At 43.0% G+C, this 17,521-nt stretch carries 18 protein-coding genes; 11 read left to right on the top strand and 7 right to left on the bottom strand.

What is annotated here, in order from left to right; genetic code table 11:
• The first annotated feature begins 114 nt into the window (after nt 1-114).
• The 4 genes from ACSBL2_RS07670 to ACSBL2_RS07655 are packed head-to-tail and all read left to right on the top strand — an operon-like array spanning nt 115 to nt 2,684.
• Nucleotides 115-561, top strand: a complete 447-nt coding sequence (locus ACSBL2_RS07670; RefSeq protein ID WP_442591093.1) for a 3-hydroxyacyl-ACP dehydratase FabZ family protein — start codon at nt 115-117, stop codon at nt 559-561.
• Nucleotides 554-1,831 carry a beta-ketoacyl-[acyl-carrier-protein] synthase family protein gene (locus ACSBL2_RS07665; protein ID WP_442591092.1) on the top strand — a complete coding sequence of 426 codons (1,278 nt, stop codon included), beginning with the start codon at nt 554-556 and terminating at the stop codon, nt 1,829-1,831. The genes ACSBL2_RS07670 and ACSBL2_RS07665 overlap by 8 nt, the downstream gene beginning before the upstream one ends.
• The gene (locus ACSBL2_RS07660; RefSeq protein WP_442591091.1) at nt 1,824-2,069 is read left to right on the top strand and encodes a phosphopantetheine-binding protein; all 246 of its coding nucleotides are present in this window, start codon (nt 1,824-1,826) and stop codon (nt 2,067-2,069) included. Before ACSBL2_RS07665 ends, ACSBL2_RS07660 begins: the two co-directional genes overlap by 8 nt.
• 3 nt (nt 2,070-2,072) lie before the next feature.
• Nucleotides 2,073-2,684 carry a 4'-phosphopantetheinyl transferase superfamily protein gene (locus ACSBL2_RS07655; RefSeq protein ID WP_442591090.1) on the top strand — a complete coding sequence of 204 codons (612 nt, stop codon included), beginning with the start codon at nt 2,073-2,075 and terminating at the stop codon, nt 2,682-2,684.
• On the opposite strand, the gene ACSBL2_RS07650 is transcribed toward ACSBL2_RS07655, so the two are convergent.
• The 3 genes from ACSBL2_RS07650 to ACSBL2_RS07640 form a co-directional block, all read right to left on the bottom strand.
• Nucleotides 2,650-3,534 carry a Ppx/GppA phosphatase family protein gene (locus ACSBL2_RS07650; RefSeq protein WP_442591089.1) on the bottom strand — a complete coding sequence of 295 codons (885 nt, stop codon included), beginning with the start codon at nt 3,532-3,534 and terminating at the stop codon, nt 2,650-2,652. The two genes, ACSBL2_RS07655 and ACSBL2_RS07650, sit on opposite strands and share 35 nt — an antisense overlap.
• 7 nt (nt 3,535-3,541) lie before the next feature.
• Nucleotides 3,542-5,599: a polyphosphate kinase 1 gene (ppk1, locus tag ACSBL2_RS07645; protein WP_442591088.1), complete on the bottom strand. Its 2,058-nt coding sequence runs from the start codon at nt 5,597-5,599 to the stop codon at nt 3,542-3,544.
• A 158-nt stretch (nt 5,600-5,757) separates the two neighbouring features.
• Nucleotides 5,758-6,444: a hypothetical protein gene (locus tag ACSBL2_RS07640; RefSeq protein ID WP_442591087.1), complete on the bottom strand. Its 687-nt coding sequence runs from the start codon at nt 6,442-6,444 to the stop codon at nt 5,758-5,760.
• Nucleotides 6,445-6,518: 74 nt separating this feature from the next.
• Here ACSBL2_RS07640 and ACSBL2_RS07635 point away from each other — a divergent pair, with 74 nt between their 5' ends.
• Nucleotides 6,519-7,010 (top strand): YajQ family cyclic di-GMP-binding protein, encoded by a 492-nt coding sequence (locus tag ACSBL2_RS07635; protein WP_442591086.1) that lies wholly within the window; start codon nt 6,519-6,521, stop codon nt 7,008-7,010.
• Between the two features lie 2 nt (nt 7,011-7,012).
• The gene (locus ACSBL2_RS07630) at nt 7,013-7,474 is read left to right on the top strand and encodes a GNAT family N-acetyltransferase (RefSeq protein ID WP_442591085.1); all 462 of its coding nucleotides are present in this window, start codon (nt 7,013-7,015) and stop codon (nt 7,472-7,474) included.
• 137 nt (nt 7,475-7,611) lie between these two features.
• On the opposite strand, the gene ACSBL2_RS07625 is transcribed toward ACSBL2_RS07630, so the two are convergent.
• Nucleotides 7,612-8,925 carry a nicotinamide mononucleotide adenylyltransferase gene (locus ACSBL2_RS07625; protein WP_442591084.1) on the bottom strand — a complete coding sequence of 438 codons (1,314 nt, stop codon included), beginning with the start codon at nt 8,923-8,925 and terminating at the stop codon, nt 7,612-7,614.
• Nucleotides 8,926-8,987: 62 nt separating this feature from the next.
• Here ACSBL2_RS07625 and ACSBL2_RS07620 point away from each other — a divergent pair, with 62 nt between their 5' ends.
• The 4 genes from ACSBL2_RS07620 to ACSBL2_RS07605 all read left to right on the top strand — a co-directional run bounded on the left by ACSBL2_RS07620 (nt 8,988) and on the right by ACSBL2_RS07605 (nt 15,116).
• Nucleotides 8,988-10,703, top strand: coding sequence for an ABC transporter ATP-binding protein (locus ACSBL2_RS07620; RefSeq protein WP_442591083.1), 1,716 nt, complete (start codon nt 8,988-8,990; stop codon nt 10,701-10,703).
• Between the two features lie 128 nt (nt 10,704-10,831).
• Nucleotides 10,832-12,964: a ribonuclease R gene (gene rnr / locus ACSBL2_RS07615; RefSeq protein WP_442591082.1), complete on the top strand. Its 2,133-nt coding sequence runs from the start codon at nt 10,832-10,834 to the stop codon at nt 12,962-12,964.
• Between the two features lie 17 nt (nt 12,965-12,981).
• Nucleotides 12,982-14,148 carry a carboxypeptidase-like regulatory domain-containing protein gene (locus ACSBL2_RS07610; protein WP_442591081.1) on the top strand — a complete coding sequence of 389 codons (1,167 nt, stop codon included), beginning with the start codon at nt 12,982-12,984 and terminating at the stop codon, nt 14,146-14,148.
• Nucleotides 14,148-15,116, top strand: coding sequence for a polyprenyl synthetase family protein (locus ACSBL2_RS07605; RefSeq protein WP_442591080.1), 969 nt, complete (start codon nt 14,148-14,150; stop codon nt 15,114-15,116). Before ACSBL2_RS07610 ends, ACSBL2_RS07605 begins: the two co-directional genes overlap by 1 nt.
• Here the strand turns inward: ACSBL2_RS07605 and ACSBL2_RS07600 are convergent.
• A complete protein-coding gene (locus tag ACSBL2_RS07600) occupies nt 15,113-16,087 on the bottom strand; it encodes a response regulator (RefSeq protein WP_442591079.1) in 975 nt (324 codons plus the stop codon). The genes ACSBL2_RS07605 and ACSBL2_RS07600 overlap by 4 nt on opposite strands.
• Nucleotides 16,088-16,276: 189 nt before the next feature.
• Here ACSBL2_RS07600 and ACSBL2_RS07595 point away from each other — a divergent pair, with 189 nt between their 5' ends.
• The gene (locus ACSBL2_RS07595) at nt 16,277-16,645 is read left to right on the top strand and encodes a helix-turn-helix domain-containing protein (protein WP_442591078.1); all 369 of its coding nucleotides are present in this window, start codon (nt 16,277-16,279) and stop codon (nt 16,643-16,645) included.
• A gap of 84 nt (nt 16,646-16,729) precedes the next feature.
• On the opposite strand, the gene rpmA is transcribed toward ACSBL2_RS07595, so the two are convergent.
• Both rpmA and rplU read right to left on the bottom strand, forming a co-directional pair.
• On the bottom strand, nt 16,730-17,149 hold the full coding sequence (rpmA, locus tag ACSBL2_RS07590) for a 50S ribosomal protein L27 (protein WP_442591077.1): 420 nt from the start codon (nt 17,147-17,149) through the stop codon (nt 16,730-16,732).
• A gap of 57 nt (nt 17,150-17,206) precedes the next feature.
• A complete protein-coding gene (gene rplU / locus ACSBL2_RS07585; protein ID WP_442591076.1) occupies nt 17,207-17,518 on the bottom strand; it encodes a 50S ribosomal protein L21 in 312 nt (103 codons plus the stop codon).
• Between the last annotated feature and the right edge of the window lie 3 nt (nt 17,519-17,521).

Genomic DNA, 17,521 nt, shown 5'->3' with positions numbered 1-17,521 from the left:
TTTTGTATTTACTTTACATCTAATTGGAAGAATCATGGTGATCATCCGCAACTATTTAAATTTTCCTGTTCATTACCCAACAGGAAGGAATATTTATCAGTACATACATTTTATATGACAGCACAGGAAATACTGGACAAACTACCTTACAGCAAACCATTTTTATTCGTAGATGAACTTTTACACATCGACGAGACCGGAACAACAGGAACCTATACCTTTGATAAGGACCTTGATTTTTACAAAGGCCATTTTAAAGATTATCCCGTTACACCAGGAGTGATCCTTACAGAAACCATGGCCCAGATCGGACTGGTATGCCTGGGTATCTATTTATCAGAAACGGCCAATGCTGAAATGAAGGCACATGTCATGCTCACGTCAACAGCTATCGACTTCATGAAACCTGTTTTTCCGGGTGAAAAAGTAACCGTGGTTGCCGAAAAAGTATATTTCAGGTTTAAGAAACTGAACTGCACTGTCGTGATGACAAATGAGGCAGGTGATGTGGTATGCAAAGGCAGCATATCAGGAATGGTTACCGCAAAATTGCATGGCTAACCGTGTTGTAGTCACCGGACTGGGAGTTGTTTCACCAAATGGGGTGGGACTACCGGATTTCAGAAATGCCATCATGAATGGCATTTCCGGAATTAAACACGATCCGCAGCTACAGCAATTACTTTTCTCCTGCCAGATTTCCGGCAGACCGGAAATCTCCGCAGAATTGATCAGCAAATACTTTACGGAGCTGGAGCTCAAAAACCTGGACAGCTCAGGTATCGTCTATGGTGTACTTGCAGGAATGGATGCCTGGAAAGACGCCGGACTGCAGCCGGCGGATCGTGATACGCCTGACTGGGATAGCGGTACCATCTTCGGCACCGGCACTTCCGGAATTGATAAATTCAGGGATGCCATCTATAAAGTAGACCAGCTGCAAATCCGGAAAATAGGAAGTACGGTCGTAGCCCAAACCATGAACAGTGGCATCAGCGCTTTCCTGGCAGGGAAACTGGGACTTGGAAATCAGGTCACAACCAATTCATCTGCCTGCTCTACCGGCACAGAAAGTATAATTATGGCCTATGAGCGCATTAAACATGGTGATGCAGTAAGAATGCTTGCCGGTAGCACAAGCGACAGCGGACCTTATATCTGGGCCGGATTTGATGCCATGAAAGTCTGTACCTACAAACATAATGAAGAACCGGAAAAAGGCTCGAGGCCCATGAGTGCTTCCGCCAGTGGATTTGTACCGGGAAGCGGTGCTGCTGCCCTGGTCCTCGAGTCGCTGGATGCCGCCCTGCAGCGCGGTGCAAAGATTTATGCGGAAGTGCTGGGGGGACATATCAATTCCGGCGGTCAGCGGGGCACCGGAACCATGACCGCAGCAAACAACGAAGCTGTGCAGCGGTGTATCCAGAAAGCAATAGAAAAGGCAGACCTGAAGACCAGGGAAATCGATGTGATCAATGCACACCTGACGGCCACCAGTAAAGATCCTGTGGAAATTCAGAACTGGGTGACTGCACTAGGCCGGCAAGGGAAAGACTTTCCTTATATCAATTCCCTGAAAGGAATGACGGGACATTGTATCAGTGCCGCAGGAAGTATAGAATGTGTTGCAGCTGTACTGGAACTGAATGAAGATTTTATCTTTCCAAACATCAATACCGAAGATCTCCATCCCGACATCCTAAGGCTTATTGACCAATCCTCCATTCCTTCCATTTGCCTGCACAAGCGTTTTAACATCCTTGCAAAAGCCAGCTTCGGATTTGGAGATGTGAATACATGCATCATCTTAAAAAAATACCAACATGGATAAAGCAGAACTATTAGCCAGACTTAAAGTCATCCTTACTCCTTATGCACAGGACTCAGCTGCGCTGGAGCAGATCAATGAGGAAACCGATTTCATTGCAGACCTGAAAATGAATTCGGCCAACCTCGTAGATGTGGTACTCGATATCGAGGAAGAATTTAACATAGAAATTGACAACGAATCTATGGAGAAAATGCTGAATGTAAAGGCCGCACTGGAAGTGATCACCGCTAAACTATAGCCCATGCTGGGAAATGATGTAGTTGACCTCAGCCTGGCCCAAATAGAAAGCAACTGGCAGCGTAAAGGTTACCTGGAAAAGGTGTTCACCAAAGCTGAGCAGAAATTGATCAGGGAAGCTGTCCATCCTGCACATCAGGTATGGATATTATGGTCGATGAAAGAAGCGGCCTATAAAGCCGAAAACAGGATAAGCAGGGAACGCATTTATGCCCCGGCAAGTTTGGTCTGCGTGGAGGAATCCGGAGTACAGGAATATGGCTCTACGGCCGACTCCTCCGGAATAAAATGGAGGACAGGATATGTCAGCTATCAAAAAAGAATATTCCACACCCGTTCATTGCTCAGCGCAGATAAAATCCATACCATTGCTGTTCTGGATAAGGGGCAACTTCATCGGGTACCACTTTCAATCCATATCCACCATTTCGACAACTCCCCATCCTACCTGCAGGAATTTAATGAATTGAGCCACACTTACCGGCTGGAAAAAGATAAAAGCGGATTACCGGCAGTGAGAAACTTACATACAGGTATTTACCATGCTGCATCAATAAGTCATCATGGTAAATACCTGTCTATTATTTTTTCAGATTCTCCTCTATTAAAAGATTAATAATCCCATCGGCCATACCTACCCTTGGCACATGGATCTGCTTGATGCCGGTCCATTTCATCAGTGTAATATAAATCTCCGATGCCGGGATGATTACATCTGCACGATCCGGGTTTAAACCGAAAATCTGGATTCTCTCTTTCAGGGAATGGCTGTTCAACTGATTGTAAAGGGATTTCAGTTTTAAAAATGTCAGGGGCTGTCCCTCCTTTTCATTGGCCATCCGGTAGAGTTTATTGATATTTCCACCCGTTCCAATTCCGGCCAGGTTTTTATGGAATTTGGTTTGTTCCTTCACCCATAATTTCATTTCTTCCCAGGTTTCATCTTTATCCTGGTTATCCAGGATACGGATAGTTCCGATATCAAATGATTTGGAGGCGATAGGTACTTTATTTACAAATACAGAAAGCTCCGTACTTCCACCACCTACATCAATGTACAGGTAATTCTTATTGATGTCCAGCGTATCTTCAATATGGTTGGCATAAATAATATTCGCTTCCCTTTGTCCTTCAATGATTTCCAGATCCAGGTTCGCCTGTTCCTTAATCAAACGGATAATATCCTGCCCGTTCTCTGCTTCCCGCATCGAAGAAGTAGCACAGGCAAGGTAGGCAGACACCTGATAAACATCCATCAGATTTTTAAAGGCCACCATGGTTTTCAGCAGGTCTTCAATCTTACGCCCCGAAATTCTATGCTCCAGAAAAGCATCGTCACCAAGCCTTAGAGGTACCCTCACCAGGGTATTCTTTTTAAACCCATAACCATCTTCAGTCTGGGTAATATCTGCTATAAGCAGTCTGACAGCATTGGAACCAACGTCAATTGCAGCATATCTGAGCATAATCTTTCTAGTGGTGTTTATTTTTTAAGTAATTATAAGTCTGAACCTGGGCCCTTACCTTGGCAGTAAGACGGTTCTTATGATATTTATTGTTATTTAACCGGGTAATGTCCCTGGCCTTTACATTATCCTGTAACTGGAACTCGATAATGTCCCGTATTTCCTGCCGCACTTCAGCATCCAGCACAGGAAATCCAACTTCTACCCTGTGTTCAAAATTCCTGGACATCAGGTCGGCAGAAGAAAGGAACATCTCTTCCTTGCCATTGTTCCCAAAAATAAAAACACGGGCATGCTCAAGAAATTTATCCACGATACTGATCACCGTGATATTTTCACTGAATCCCTTGATACCCGGTACCAGGCAGCAGATGCCCCTGACGATCAGTTTGATCTTCACTCCGGCATTACTGGCATCATACAGCTTTTCAACAATCCCTTCATCGGCCAAACTGTTGACCTTCAGGATCAGGTAGGCAGGTTTGCCGGATTTGGCAATCCTGATCTCCCGTTCAATAAGTCCGTAAAACTTTGTCCGCGATTCTATAGGGGAAACCATCAGGTGCTTGAATCCTGAAGCCACCGTTTTCTTGTTCAATGCGGCAAAGAGCTTGATCAGGTCATGTGTAATTTCCTTTTTTGCGGTAAAGATGCTGTGGTCACAATATAACCTCGCTGTTTTCTCATTAAAATTTCCTGTCGCCAGATTGGCATAATACACAGGACGGCCTTTTTCTATCCGGGTGACCAGACATATTTTGGAATGCACCTTATAATCCGTAAGGCCATAATTCACCTGTACTCCCTCCTCTTCCAGCCTATTCGTCCAGAAGATATTTGCACGTTCATCAAAACGTGCCTTGAGTTCCACCAGACAATTTACTTTCTTCCCATTTTTCGCGGCATTGATCAACGCATTGATCACCTTCGAGTTTTCGGCAAGCCTGTAAAGCGTGATATTGATATCGGTAACCTTCGGATCAATAGCGGCCTCCCTGAGGAAAAGTATAATATAATCGTACGACTGGTAAGGGAGGTTGACCAGAAAATCGCGTTCTGCAAGTTTATTAAAGATACTTTGCGTACGGTGAAGACCGGAAACTTTCAAGGGTACATTTGCCGGATATTCCAGGCTTTTGTCCCCCACATTCGGAAATTTAATAAAATCACCAAACCTGTGGTATCTGTTTCCGGGAATCAGGCTTTCTGCTTCAATCTTCATTTTGGCTACCAGGATACTCAGCATATCAAATGGCATCTCGGTATCGTATAACAAACGCATAGGTTTACCCTTTTTCCGTTTGTCCAGGCTGGTCTTCAGTTCATCAATAAACTTATCGCTTACATTTTTATCAATATCCAGCTCCGCATCCCTTGTCAGTTGAATGGAAAAAGCATCCATATCATCATAGCTGAAGGTATAAAAGATATCGTCCAGGCAATATTTAATGATATCCTCTGCGAGGATAATAAACTTCAGTCCGTTGGTTTCCGGTAACACCAGGAAACGCGGCAGGTCTGTAGGCAATTCAATCAGCGCATACTGGTCTTTTTTTCTTCCGGTCTTCTTTTTCAGCCTTACAAAAAAGTAAAGGGAACGGTCTTTCAGTTCAGGGAAGGGTTTATCCAGGTTTACGATGATAGGAACCAGATTGGAAAGGATCTTATTCCTGAAATGTTCCCTGACAAACTCCCCCCTGGCCACATTGAGCTGGGTGTCATTCAATATAAATATACGGTTCTGGGCAAGTTCATTGATCAGCGTCGCCTGAAAGAGCTGCTCAAACTTACGTTCCTGCTTAACCACAATATTCTTGATTTCATTCAGTATTTTTTTCGGATTAAAACCAAGAAGCTCTTTTGCCTTATCATTTAAATTAGATAAACGTGTCATGGTAGCCACCCTTACCCTATAAAATTCTTCCAGGTTAGAGGAGAATATCGATAAAAACTTGATGCGTTCAATGAGGGGTACAGTTTCGTCTGCAGCTTCCTGAAGAACCCGCTCGTTAAAATATAACCAGCTGATCTCTCTGTTTAAAAATGGTACCTTCTTCTTAGTCATGTAATCGATCAAAATATACCGGATAACCGGAAAGCTCAAAACTGCAAATTCTATTGTTAATTAAATGTTAAGTATTCCTGAATTAACCCAGATAACGTAACAGTCCCTATCGGTATTCCGTACGGTTGTACCCTTCAGGTTATTTACGGCGAACCAGCTTATTCTGTAGTCTCAGTCGGGTCTGCCGGCTTTTTTGCTACAGGTTTACGCGCTGCCCTCGGTTTCGGGCTTACCGGATTTTCAGGAACTGTCTTAGCTGCAGTTGCACTTACTTTTTTGGCTGCCACTGCTGGTTTTCTTTTCAGGGCTGTTTTTGCGGCAACAGGTGTTTCCTCAGTTAAGGCAGTGCTTTTTTCAGCAACAGGGGCAGCAACAGTTGAAGTCGCCTGCTTTTTAACCGGTGCAGCTACCTTTGCGACAGCCTCTTTTTTAGGTTTAATCAGATCCGCAGCTTTTTCTTCAGAAGCAATGGCCTCCACTTTAATGCTGCTGGCCAAAGGTTTTGCCTTAGATACCGCCTTCTCCACTTCCTTACCCGCTTTTTTAGTCCCCTTCACTGTCGCTTTTGCGACCGCCTTTTTCAGCTCTTCCGCTTTTTTGATGGTGCTGTTTTTTGTCGGTTTAGCTTTCTTCTTATCAGTTTCTTTCTTGTCCCCCGCAAATTTCTTAGCCAGTTTACCCGCAACAGATTTCGCTGCCTTGGTTACCTCATCGGCTATTTTCTCAGCATCATGCCCCAGATGTCCAATGACCTCAAAAAACTTTTGGGCCAAACTCTGCTCTAATTCTTTTTTTGCTGCCTTTTTAGCAACTTTTTTTTGCACTTTTGAGCTATCGGTTTTCATAATATATTTTTTGATTAATGCGTTAAATTGATATTATTTAAATCTAACATTTTTTTTATTCTAAAGCCATAATCATGCCCACTTTCGATATAGTAAGTAAAGTAGACGCGCAAACATTAGATAACGCGATGAACAATGCAAAAAAGGAAATCCTGAACCGTTATGATTTCTCCACTTCAAAAAGTACAATCGACCACGATAAAAAAACAAACGTGATTACAGTAGTCACAGAGGATGATATGCGTTTAAAAGCCATTGAAGACTCGATCATTTCCCGGATGGTTAAACAGGGCATTGACCCTAACAGTCTCGACTTTGGAAAGGAACAATATGCATCGGGTAACATGATCAGAAAAGAGATCTCTATTAAAGAAGGAATAGACAGGGAGACTGCCAAGAAGATTGTGGCCAAAATTAAGGCCAGCAGCTTAAAGGTACAGGCCTCGATGATGGATGACCAGGTACGTGTACAAAGCAAAAGTATTGACGACCTCCAGGGTGTCATCGCTTTATGTAAAAAAGAAGATTTCGGTCAGCCTTTACAGTACATCAATATGCGCAACTAGGCATGGAAATTATCGATCAGGGTTTCGTTTTCTCGGATGACAGGAATCTGATTGATCCTGTTGCGGTTCACCATTACCTCAGCACCCAGTCCTACTGGGCAAAGGGAATTCCTCTGGAGACCGTAGTCAGGTCTGTTCAGCATTCCCTATGTTTCGGTATCTATAAAGATCATATTCAGGTTGGGTTCGCCAGATGGGTGACAGACAAAGCCACTTTCGCACACCTGGCGGATGTGTATGTGGAAGAGCCTTACCGTGGACTGGGATTGTCAAAAAAACTGATGTCACTCATGCTCTTCCATAAAGATTTACAGGGATTGAGGACCTATCAGTTGGCTACCCTTGATGCCCAGGGCCTGTACAGCCAGTTTGGATTTAAAGCACCGGAACATCCTGAAATGCTGATGGCTATTGTCATCAAAGACGCTTACGATAATCAAAAAGCAGATCAGGCAGCGAAGTAATGCCCCTCCTGTTGAATAAAAAAATCCCCCAAAAAGTCAGACACTTATTGGGGGATTTTTAGGTCGTGTTTAACGCTTCCAGTTTTTTTTGCTGGTCAAAAAAGTCAGGCATCCCCCCTTCAACAGTCCTTCTTTGATTAAACCGTTTTTACATCCACATCACTGTATTCTTTGATATCAGATATGTATCCGTTCAGAATCAGGAAGTCAAACAAAGGTTTGGCATCAGGCGTCACGGGCATATTGGTCGTGGTAATGACCTGGTTGGATTTTTTATCAAGGAAAGGATAGGCAAAAAGCTTCACATTTTTGGTGAACATATCACTCACATAGCTCAGGAGCTGACTGGAATAGTTGCCTCCGAAATTACTCGAATTAAAGACAAATTTCAGGTTATTGATATTTGTAGATATCCCCACACTTTTTGGCTTACAGCGGTCAAGGTACTTAGCCAGCTTATTGTGTCTGGAGAAATTGGAAACAATCACGAGGTTTCCTGTCTGGCAAAGCTCTTCTGCCCTTTGTGCCACAGCTTCCAGGTTCAGGTCATCGGGAACTTCATCATCCGCAGTAAGCACATTACTTAACAGGACTTCAATCAGCACACTCAGGTTATCCTTACTCACTTTCTCTGTCCTTTTAAACTGGTCTACAGCCCTGTTGAAGAGACTGAAGTTGGGCAGTGATTTCTGGGCATATTTCGTCCGGAGGATCATGATATCCTTCTTATAGAGCAGGTCCTTAGGCAGGCAGGGCTGCCCCGCAGAATCAAATATGGCAGCATCAGAGAAATCCCTCACAATCAGGTAAAGGTTCAGCAGGATATTGTTGATATTTTTAAAAGCAGGTCCGCTCACTGAAATTAAATCGATCTCTACCGAGCCTATAGTCAGGTTATCGGCAAGGGATTCAATCATCTTTTTGGGATCACGGTTGTAATAAAAGGCGGCATAAACCAGGTTTACCCCAATAATGCCGAGTACATTTTGCTGCAGGGCCGAATCGGTGTCCAGCAGGCGCACATGGAAAAATATTTCATTGGCCTCCGCTTCAGGTGCAATCTGGAATTTAATCCCAATCCAGCCATGCGGATCATTGGATTTATTGTAGTTCAGCGTCGTCACTGTATCCGCGAAAGCAAAAAAAGTACGGCTGTCATACTTTTCCCCCTGGAGCCGCTCCGTCAGCAGTCCGTATTCATGGTTCAGCATTTTCTGAAGCCTCGACTGACTAACGTACCTTCCGGTTTCTTCCGCCCCGTAGATCGCATCACTAAAAGTCATATCATAGGCAGACATGGTTTTCGCTACCGTTCCTGAAGCTGCGCCTGCAGTAAAGAAGTTACGTGCCACCTCTTGTCCTGCTCCAATTTCTGCGAAAGTCCCATAGATATTGGGATTTAAATTGATATTTAAGGCTTTACGCTTTGTATCAAGAATTTCTCTTTCCATTTTGCAAAAATAGCAGAATTAGACGAAACAAGAGCCATTTTTTTGTCTATATTGGTCATCTCATGCTAAACATAACCGATCTTAATATACAGTTTTTTGACCAGGAAAAACAGTCCTGGAATACAGCCGTAACCGAGGTTAGTTTCAGCCTGCAGAAAGGAAAAATACTGGGTATCGTAGGAGAATCAGGATCGGGAAAATCAGTCACCTCCTTCTCCATTATGCGGCTGCTGGATCCTCAAAACAGCCGGATCCAGGGACAGATAACTTTTAATGACATCAATTTAGGAGCACTCTCTGAGGAAGAAATCAGGCATTACCGCGGGAACAAGATAGCGATGATTTTCCAGGAACCAATGACCTCACTGAACCCTGTTTTTACCTGCGGCGACCAGGTGCAGGAAGCGATTATATTGCACCAGAAAATCAGTAAGAAAGCGGCCAGGGAGAAAGCCATCTTATTGTTCAATGAAGTACAGCTTCCGCGGCCGGAACATATATTCGATACCTATCCGCATCATCTTTCCGGCGGACAAAAACAGCGGGTGATGATCGCCATGGCCCTGAGCTGTAATCCTGAATTACTTATTGCCGATGAGCCTACCACTGCACTGGATGTAACTGTTCAGCAGACGATCCTCCAGCTGCTGCTAAAACTCAAAAAGGAAAGAGACATGGCCATGATCTTCATCTCACATGACCTGGGTGTAATCAGTGAAATTGCAGATGATGTGGCTGTGATGTATAAAGGGAAAATTGTGGAACAGGGTCCCGTATCCGATATCTTTAGCCATCCAGCACATCCTTATACCAAAGGTCTTCTGGCCTGCCGTCCATCCCCCCTGTTCAGGTTAAAGCGCCTACCGGTAGTGGGCGACTTCCTTGGCGCGAATGAATCAAAGCCTATTGCTCATCTTCTTGCGGAAAACAGCTATACCGATGCCGAAATAGCATCCAAAAGAGCGAAGTTATATACCGCCGACCCGATCCTGGAACTCCGGGAACTCTGCACCTGGTATCCTGTACGCAATGGACTATTCGGGCAAACTACAGGGGTCATCAAGGCAGTTGACGGCATTTCCCTTAAAGTATTTCCGGGAGAGACCCTCGGCCTTGCCGGGGAGTCCGGATGCGGCAAAACCACCCTGGGAAGGAGTATCCTCAGGCTCATCGAACCCAGCTCCGGTAAAATATTTTTTGAAGGCCGTGACATCACTACACTTCAACAAAGCGGACTCAGGAAACTGAGAAGAGAAATTCAGCTGATCTTTCAGGATCCCTATTCCTCCCTGAATCCGAGAATGACTGTCGGCAATACCCTTATGGAACCTTTACAGGTGCACCAGCTGTTCCCCTCAGACCAGCAGCGGAAATCCCATATCCAAAACCTGATGCAACTTGTTGGCTTGCATCCTGACCATTTCAGCCGCTATCCGCATGAGTTTTCCGGAGGACAACGGCAGCGAATCGTCATTGCACGCGCACTTGCCCTGCAACCGAAGTTGATCATCTGCGACGAATCTGTATCCGCACTCGATGTATCTGTACAGGCACAGGTGCTGAACTTACTTCGTCACCTTCAGCAGGAACTTGGTCTCACTTATATTTTTATTTCGCACGACCTGGCAGTAGTAAAACACTTGTCCGACAGAATGGTTGTCATGAACAAGGGTAAAGTGGAAGAAGAAGGTTTTCCGGAAGATATTTATAACCATCCGCAAAAAGCTTATACCAAGAAGTTAATCTCTGCCATCCCTGGCCATACCAGCCTGTTCTGAAATCAGGATCCCCGCAGGGTTCACTCACCTGGATGCTGCTGTAAATATGAAGTCCAGGTCTCCGCAGGATTTTAAACACGGGAAAATCATTTCAAAATGCTACCTTCGGAATAATTGATACAAATGTTATGGTAAAAAAGAAATCTTCTCAGATAAAACTCGTCCTCACCAAATTAATAAGTGACGTGTTAGAGAAAAACAACAATGAAGCATTAAACTACAAACAGGTCTCGGCCAAACTTAATATAACTGATAACGAATCCCGGGAGACCATTTTAGAAATACTGAAAGAACAGGCCCACAAGGGTATATTTAGTGAACCTGAGAAGGGGAAATTCAAGTTAAAGGAACTTAAAACCTTCATTACAGGAAAAGTGGACCTCACCGCAGATGGTGCAGCCTTCATTATTCCTGACGATGAATTTGAAAAGGATGTATTCGTATCGGCACGCAAACTCCACAATGCGCTGCACGGTGATAAGGTAAAAGTATATATATATGCTAAAAAAAGAGGGAGGAAAAACGAAGGGGAAGTTGTAGAGATTATCCAGCGTTTAAAAACCGACTTCATTGGGGTGATCAAAATATCCGAGCGTTTTGCATTTGTCAGTGTAGATGACAAGAAAATGCTGCAGGACATATTCGTTCCCCTGTCCGATCTTGCAGGGGCAAAAAATGGCCAGAAAGTTCAGGTAGCCATTACCGACTGGCCGGAAAATGCGAAAAACCCGATAGGCAAAATCATCAATATCCTGGGTACACAGGGAGAAAATGATACCGAAATGAATGCGATACTGGCACAGTATGGTTTTCCTTTGAGCTTCCCCCCGGAAGTGGAAAAAGAGGCCAATGCGATTCCGGAAGAAATTACGGAAGAAGAAATAGCCAGTAGAAGAGACTTCCGCCCTATCGCGACCTTCACCATAGATCCGGCAGATGCGAAAGACTTTGACGATGCCATCTCCTTTCAGCAGCTGCCCAATGGGAACTATGAAATCGGTGTCCATATTGCTGATGTTTCCCATTATGTCCAGCCTAAGACCTATCTGGACAAAGAAGCTTACTCCAGGGCAACCTCGGTCTATCTGGTAGACCGGGTAATTCCCATGTTACCGGAACGTTTAAGCAACGGGGTATGCTCCCTGCGTCCGCAGGAAGATAAGCTGTGTTTCGCCGCTGTATTTGAGCTCGACAAAGAGGCCAATATCAAAAGCGAATGGTTCGGCAGAACGGTCATCCACTCCGACAGAAGGTTCAGCTATGAAGAAGCCCAGGAAGTCATAGAAAATAAAGCCGGCGACTATGCAGAGGAAATACTGAAACTAAATGAACTTGCCTATATCCTAAGGGACCGCAAGTTTAAAAATGGGGCCATCAGCTTTGAAAGCACCGAAGTGAAATTCAAACTTGACGATACAGGTAAGCCTATTGGTGTATATGTAAAAGAACGTAAGGATGCACATAAGCTTATTGAAGACTTTATGCTGCTGGCCAATAAAAAGGTGGCTGAATTTATTGCCAAAAAAGGGAAAGGAAAACAGAAATATACCTTTATTTACCGTTCCCATGATTCTCCGAACCTGGAAAACCTGGGCACCTTTGCCTTATTCGCTGCCCGTTTCGGTTATAAGATCAACATGAAATCCGATAAGGACATTGCGAAATCGCTGAACTTTCTGATGGAAGATGTAGAAGGTAAAAAAGAGCAGAATGTCCTCACCCAGCTGGCTATCCGCTCTATGGCCAAAGCGATCTATACCACCAAGAAAACCAGCCATTACGGATTGGCATTCGACCATTACACCCATTTCACTTCACCCATCAGGCGTTATCCTGATGTGATGGTACACCGCCTGCTTGCAGCCTATTTAAATGGCGAACGCTCTGCGGATGTAGATGAGTATGAAACTGCGGCCTCACATTCTTCCGCCATGGAAAAACGTGCTGCTGATGCAGAACGGGCTTCCATCAAATACAAACAGGTTGAATACCTCGAAGAAAATGTGGGTCAGCTGTTCATGGGCATCATCTCCGGCGTAACGGAATGGGGAATGTATGTTGAGCTCATCGACAACAAATGTGAAGGGATGATCAGGCTGAAAGACATCACGGATGACTTTTACGTACTTGATGAGAAAAATTACTGTATCGTGGGACAACGCAAGAAAAAGAAATACCAATTGGGCGATGAAGTGAAAGTGAAAGTGAAAAAAGTAGATCTGTCAAAACGACAAATAGATTTCTCTCTCACGCAAGACTAAGACAATAAGGCGTATACATGCAGCAGAAAAGTATTTTTATCCTGTTCCTTTTTTTCTTGATTTCCACCAGCAGTTTTGCACAGCAAAGGCTGAAGGGGATTGTAAAAGATAAAACAACAGGATTACCTGTGCCCTTTGCCACGATACAGGCTAAAAATGCCAAAAAATCCTTAACCAATGAAAATGGCCAGTTTGAAATTGAGGTCAGCGGACTTCCTGCAAGCCTGGCCATCTCACATCTCAACTACCATGCCCTGCACCTGAAAACCGGCAGCGATCAATCCCTGTCGATCACATTGATCCCGCAGGTACTGACGCTGAAGGAAGTAAGCGTAGGCAACCCTGCGATAGCCATTATGCAGGAAGTGAGTGATAAAGCCAGAAAAACTGCCGGAGAATCTCATTATGGAAAAGCTTTTATCCGGCAGATTGCCTATGAAGGCGAACGTCCGACTTACATGAATGAGATATTCTTTGAAGCCGACTGGAAAGCATATACCATGTCTTCATGGCATCCTACACAGGCGCGAAGTCTGAAAGGCAAAAGCCTGATCTCCTATGACAACCTTAGCTATCTTACTTTTATCTTATCCGGATACCTGGGAAATAACCATGTTTTAAAACCGTTGACAAGAAAGGTAGATTCCCTTTATCAGTTAAAACTCCTGGGGACCTACGAGCTCAACGGACAGGAAATTGCCAAGATCAATTGTATCCCTAAATATAAGATCAAACACCAGCTCAGTTTTGAAGGAATTTATTACGTCAATACAGTAAGCAATGAAGTCCTCAAAATGGAAGGGAATATCCGTGGGGTTAAAATATCCGGAGGAGGACCCTTAGGTTTTAAAAATAAATTTTCGACTTTTACAGCGCAGTTTAAACAGGATGAACATGGGGACAATGTATTGGATTATGTAGTCTTTAATACCTCCAACCTGTTGAAAGTACTGGGTGTCGGCGCAAAAACAACGGATCTATATACTACTTTATATATGGTAGACCAGCTGCCGGTAAACAAAGACAACCTGAAGGAGATCAATGGAAAAATAAATGACCAGGATATGGTAAAGGCAACGGTCACAGGAGAAGCTTTCTGGAAAAACAACCAGGGCATCATCCGAACAGAAAAAGAACAAAACGCAATAGAAATATTAGAAAAAATACCACAAGTAAAAAAATAATGCATACAATTTCTGAATTACAACAACGCATAGAAAAAGCCATCAATCAAGTCGAATACCCTGCAACACCTGCTCAATTGTATGCCCCCATACAATATATCATGAGCCTTGGAGGCAAAAGGCTAAGGCCGGTAATGCTCCTTCTCAGCTCAGAAATGTTTAACACTGACATTAACATCGCCATTGAAGCTGCGCTGGCAGTAGAAACTTTCCACAATTTCACTTTAATCCATGACGACATCATGGACAATGCACCTTTGCGCAGAGGTAATGATACCGTTCACATCAAATGGGGAGTTAACAATGCCATACTGAGTGGAGATGTCATGATGGGGCGAGCCAACAAACATATTTCCAATATCGATGTGAAGGTGCTGAAAGCTGCACTGGATTGTTTTAATGAAGCTGCACAAGGTGTTTGTGAAGGACAGCAGTTAGACATGGAATTCGAGAAAAGAGATAATGTAAGCATCGCTGAATACATCAATATGATCCGTTTAAAAACTGCTGTACTGTTAGGCGGAGCCATGAAGCTAGGTGCTATAGTAGGAGGTGCAGGAGAGGAAGATGCAAGCTTATTGTATACCTTTGGTGAAAGCTTTGGGATAGCCTTTCAGCTGCAGGATGACATCCTGGATGTATACGGGGATCCAGCAAAATTCGGTAAACAGGTTGGCGGTGATATCATTTCCAATAAAAAGACTTTTTTGTTGCTCAAACTAAAAGAACTGGTTTCGGCTGAAGACCTCAACATTCTCAACAAACAACTACTGAACATAGATATACCTTCAAAAATCGTGTCCATTACCTCATTGTATGACAAATACAAAATAAGGGAGTTAGCAGTAGCAGAAATGCAGGACAGTCTTCAGCTTTCCTTTTCAGCTCTTCAAAGCGTAAATGCAGATGAAAACAAAAAATCAGTATTGCTAAAGCTGGCAAAATCATTAATCCACAGGGAGTATTAATTTGATTGTTCGTCTATCAGGTGTTTTATCTTTTCATAGGTTAAAGGTTTCATCAGGAAATCTTTAACCAATGGATAGGCTCCTGCCCTTCTGCTGTCGGCCGCATCAATTGTGGAGGAAATAATGACAACATCAACAGTGATACGGTTTTCCTCCAGCAGATCCAGGAACTTCCAACCATCAAGCTCCGGCATATTCAGGTCTAATAAGACCAGGTCGGGCTGATGGCGCTTCAAATATTCAAGTGCCAGACTTGGACTGTCAAATGGCACTACCTTCCTGTTTTTATTGTGCTTTGTGATAATCATGTGGTGGAGTTTATTGGTCAGCGAATCATCATCAACCAAAACAATATGCTTCGCATCCTTCTTGATCTGTTCCGCAGTAAAATCGACATTTCCCTGCCCCTGGTTGACAAGCCTATTCAGCATTTTGATAATATCGTCCAGTTTTTCTGCCTGGACATTAATATCTTTCAGTAACCCTTCAATTTTACCGGTATCAAATACCTGGAGGTCATTGAAGCTGATCAGACTGGTCAGGCTCAGAATATTCGTTATGGGTGCCCTCAGATCATGGGATGCCAGGCGGGAATACTCATCCATCAGTTTCATCTGGTTCGACTTCCTGTCGCTGCCTACAATCGTACAACTTACATGTTTAACACCAGATTCCAGGAATACCGGGGTAAGGACAATCTGGACCAGGATATCATTGCCACCTTTAATTTTGATCCTTTTTTCAATATTAAAAGATTTCCCTTTAAAGCAATCTTCGACCAGATTTAAAAATCTTTTCTCGTATGGTTGTGAAATGATTTCCACAATTGGTTTCCCAATTACAGGAAAATTTTTCAGGAAATACCCAACTTTAGTTATAGAATGAACTTCAAAAAAAGTAATTTGATTTTTTTCGTTGAACAGGAAATAGGAGTTATCGGAATAACATTCACAATAAGCACTAAGCTTCATGACTCATTTCCCTTAGTTTGACACATATACAAGCATATTCTTTATTAACTTTCATATTGTTGACATTCATCATACATCTAAATATACACTAATAACGTAATTCAATTGGCTTTAAACTTCTTATGGTTCAATAATTGCCTTATTTACACGGATAGAACAATTCACAAACCAACGAAAAAATTATTATTTATGCAAGAAATACTATCAAAGAAAAGCCTGGGAGAAAGGATTAAATCATTAAGAATTGAAAAATCCCTGGCACAGGCAGATGTGGCGAAACTTTTAAATCTATCGAGAAGTAATTATTCGCAAATTGAACTCGGAAATCAGTATCCGACATTTAATACCTTGTGTATACTCTCCAAACATTATGAAAAGAGTTACAACTGGTTATTACATGGGGAAGAAGACATGAAGTCAAAAGACGCAGAGCACACGGGTATACCGACTTTGATCACAGAGTTGGAGCTTACCCTCCAAAGCTTCTCCGCTTCTTTAAAAGCCCTGGAAAATGAGCTTCAGGAAATTAAAAACAAGATACAGGTCATTTACAATTGAAAAGGATTGAAAGGACCAATCCTTGGCAAAAAAAAAGAGAGTACCCAAATAGATACTCTCTTTTTTTATTGCTAATAATTTATATTATTCTGCTGGTGCTGCTTCAGTTTCTGTAGCGGCTTCTGTTTCAGCTTTAACTGCTTTTTTAGCAGGTGCCTTTTTAGCAGGAGCTTCAGTTTCAGCAACTGGCTCAGTAGCTTTTTCAGCTTTAACAGCCGGAGCAGCTTTTTCAACAACTTCTTTAACTACACTTGCAGGTAAAACAGATACATAAGATTTGTTATCTTGTTTTTTTCTGAAGATTACAGTACCATCAACTAAAGCGAATAAAGTATGGTCTTTACCAATACCTACACCTTTATCAGGATGGTGTTTAGTTCCGCGCTGACGTACTAAAATGTTTCCGGCGATAGCTTCCTGACCACCAAAAATTTTGATACCTAAACGTTTACTATGCGACTCACGTCCGTTTCTCGAACTACCGGCTCCTTTTTTATGTGCCATTTTGTTTTATATTTTATGAACAAACAGTAAAACTGCCTATCAATTGTTTAACAATAATTATAAACTGATACCAGAGATCTGGATTTTAGTGAAATACTGGCGGTGGCCATTTTTCTTTTTGTAACCTTTTCTACGTTTCTTTTTGAAAACGATTACTTTATCACCTTTTAAATGAGACACGATTTTAGCTGAAACTACAGCACCTGCTAATGCAGGAGCACCGATAGAGATGTTACCTCCGTCTTCAACCAACAATACATTGTCAAATTCAATACTAGCGCCTTCATCTCCTTGCAAACGGTGTACAAAAAGGTGCTGGTCTTTTGCAACTTTGAATTGCTGTCCTGCTATATTTACTATTGCGTACATTGT

Origin of the sequence: Pedobacter sp. AW31-3R, assembly GCF_052180285.1 — a bacterium.
Classification (GTDB): domain Bacteria; phylum Bacteroidota; class Bacteroidia; order Sphingobacteriales; family Sphingobacteriaceae; genus Pedobacter.
This window is presented reverse-complemented; position numbering and strand designations above follow the sequence as displayed.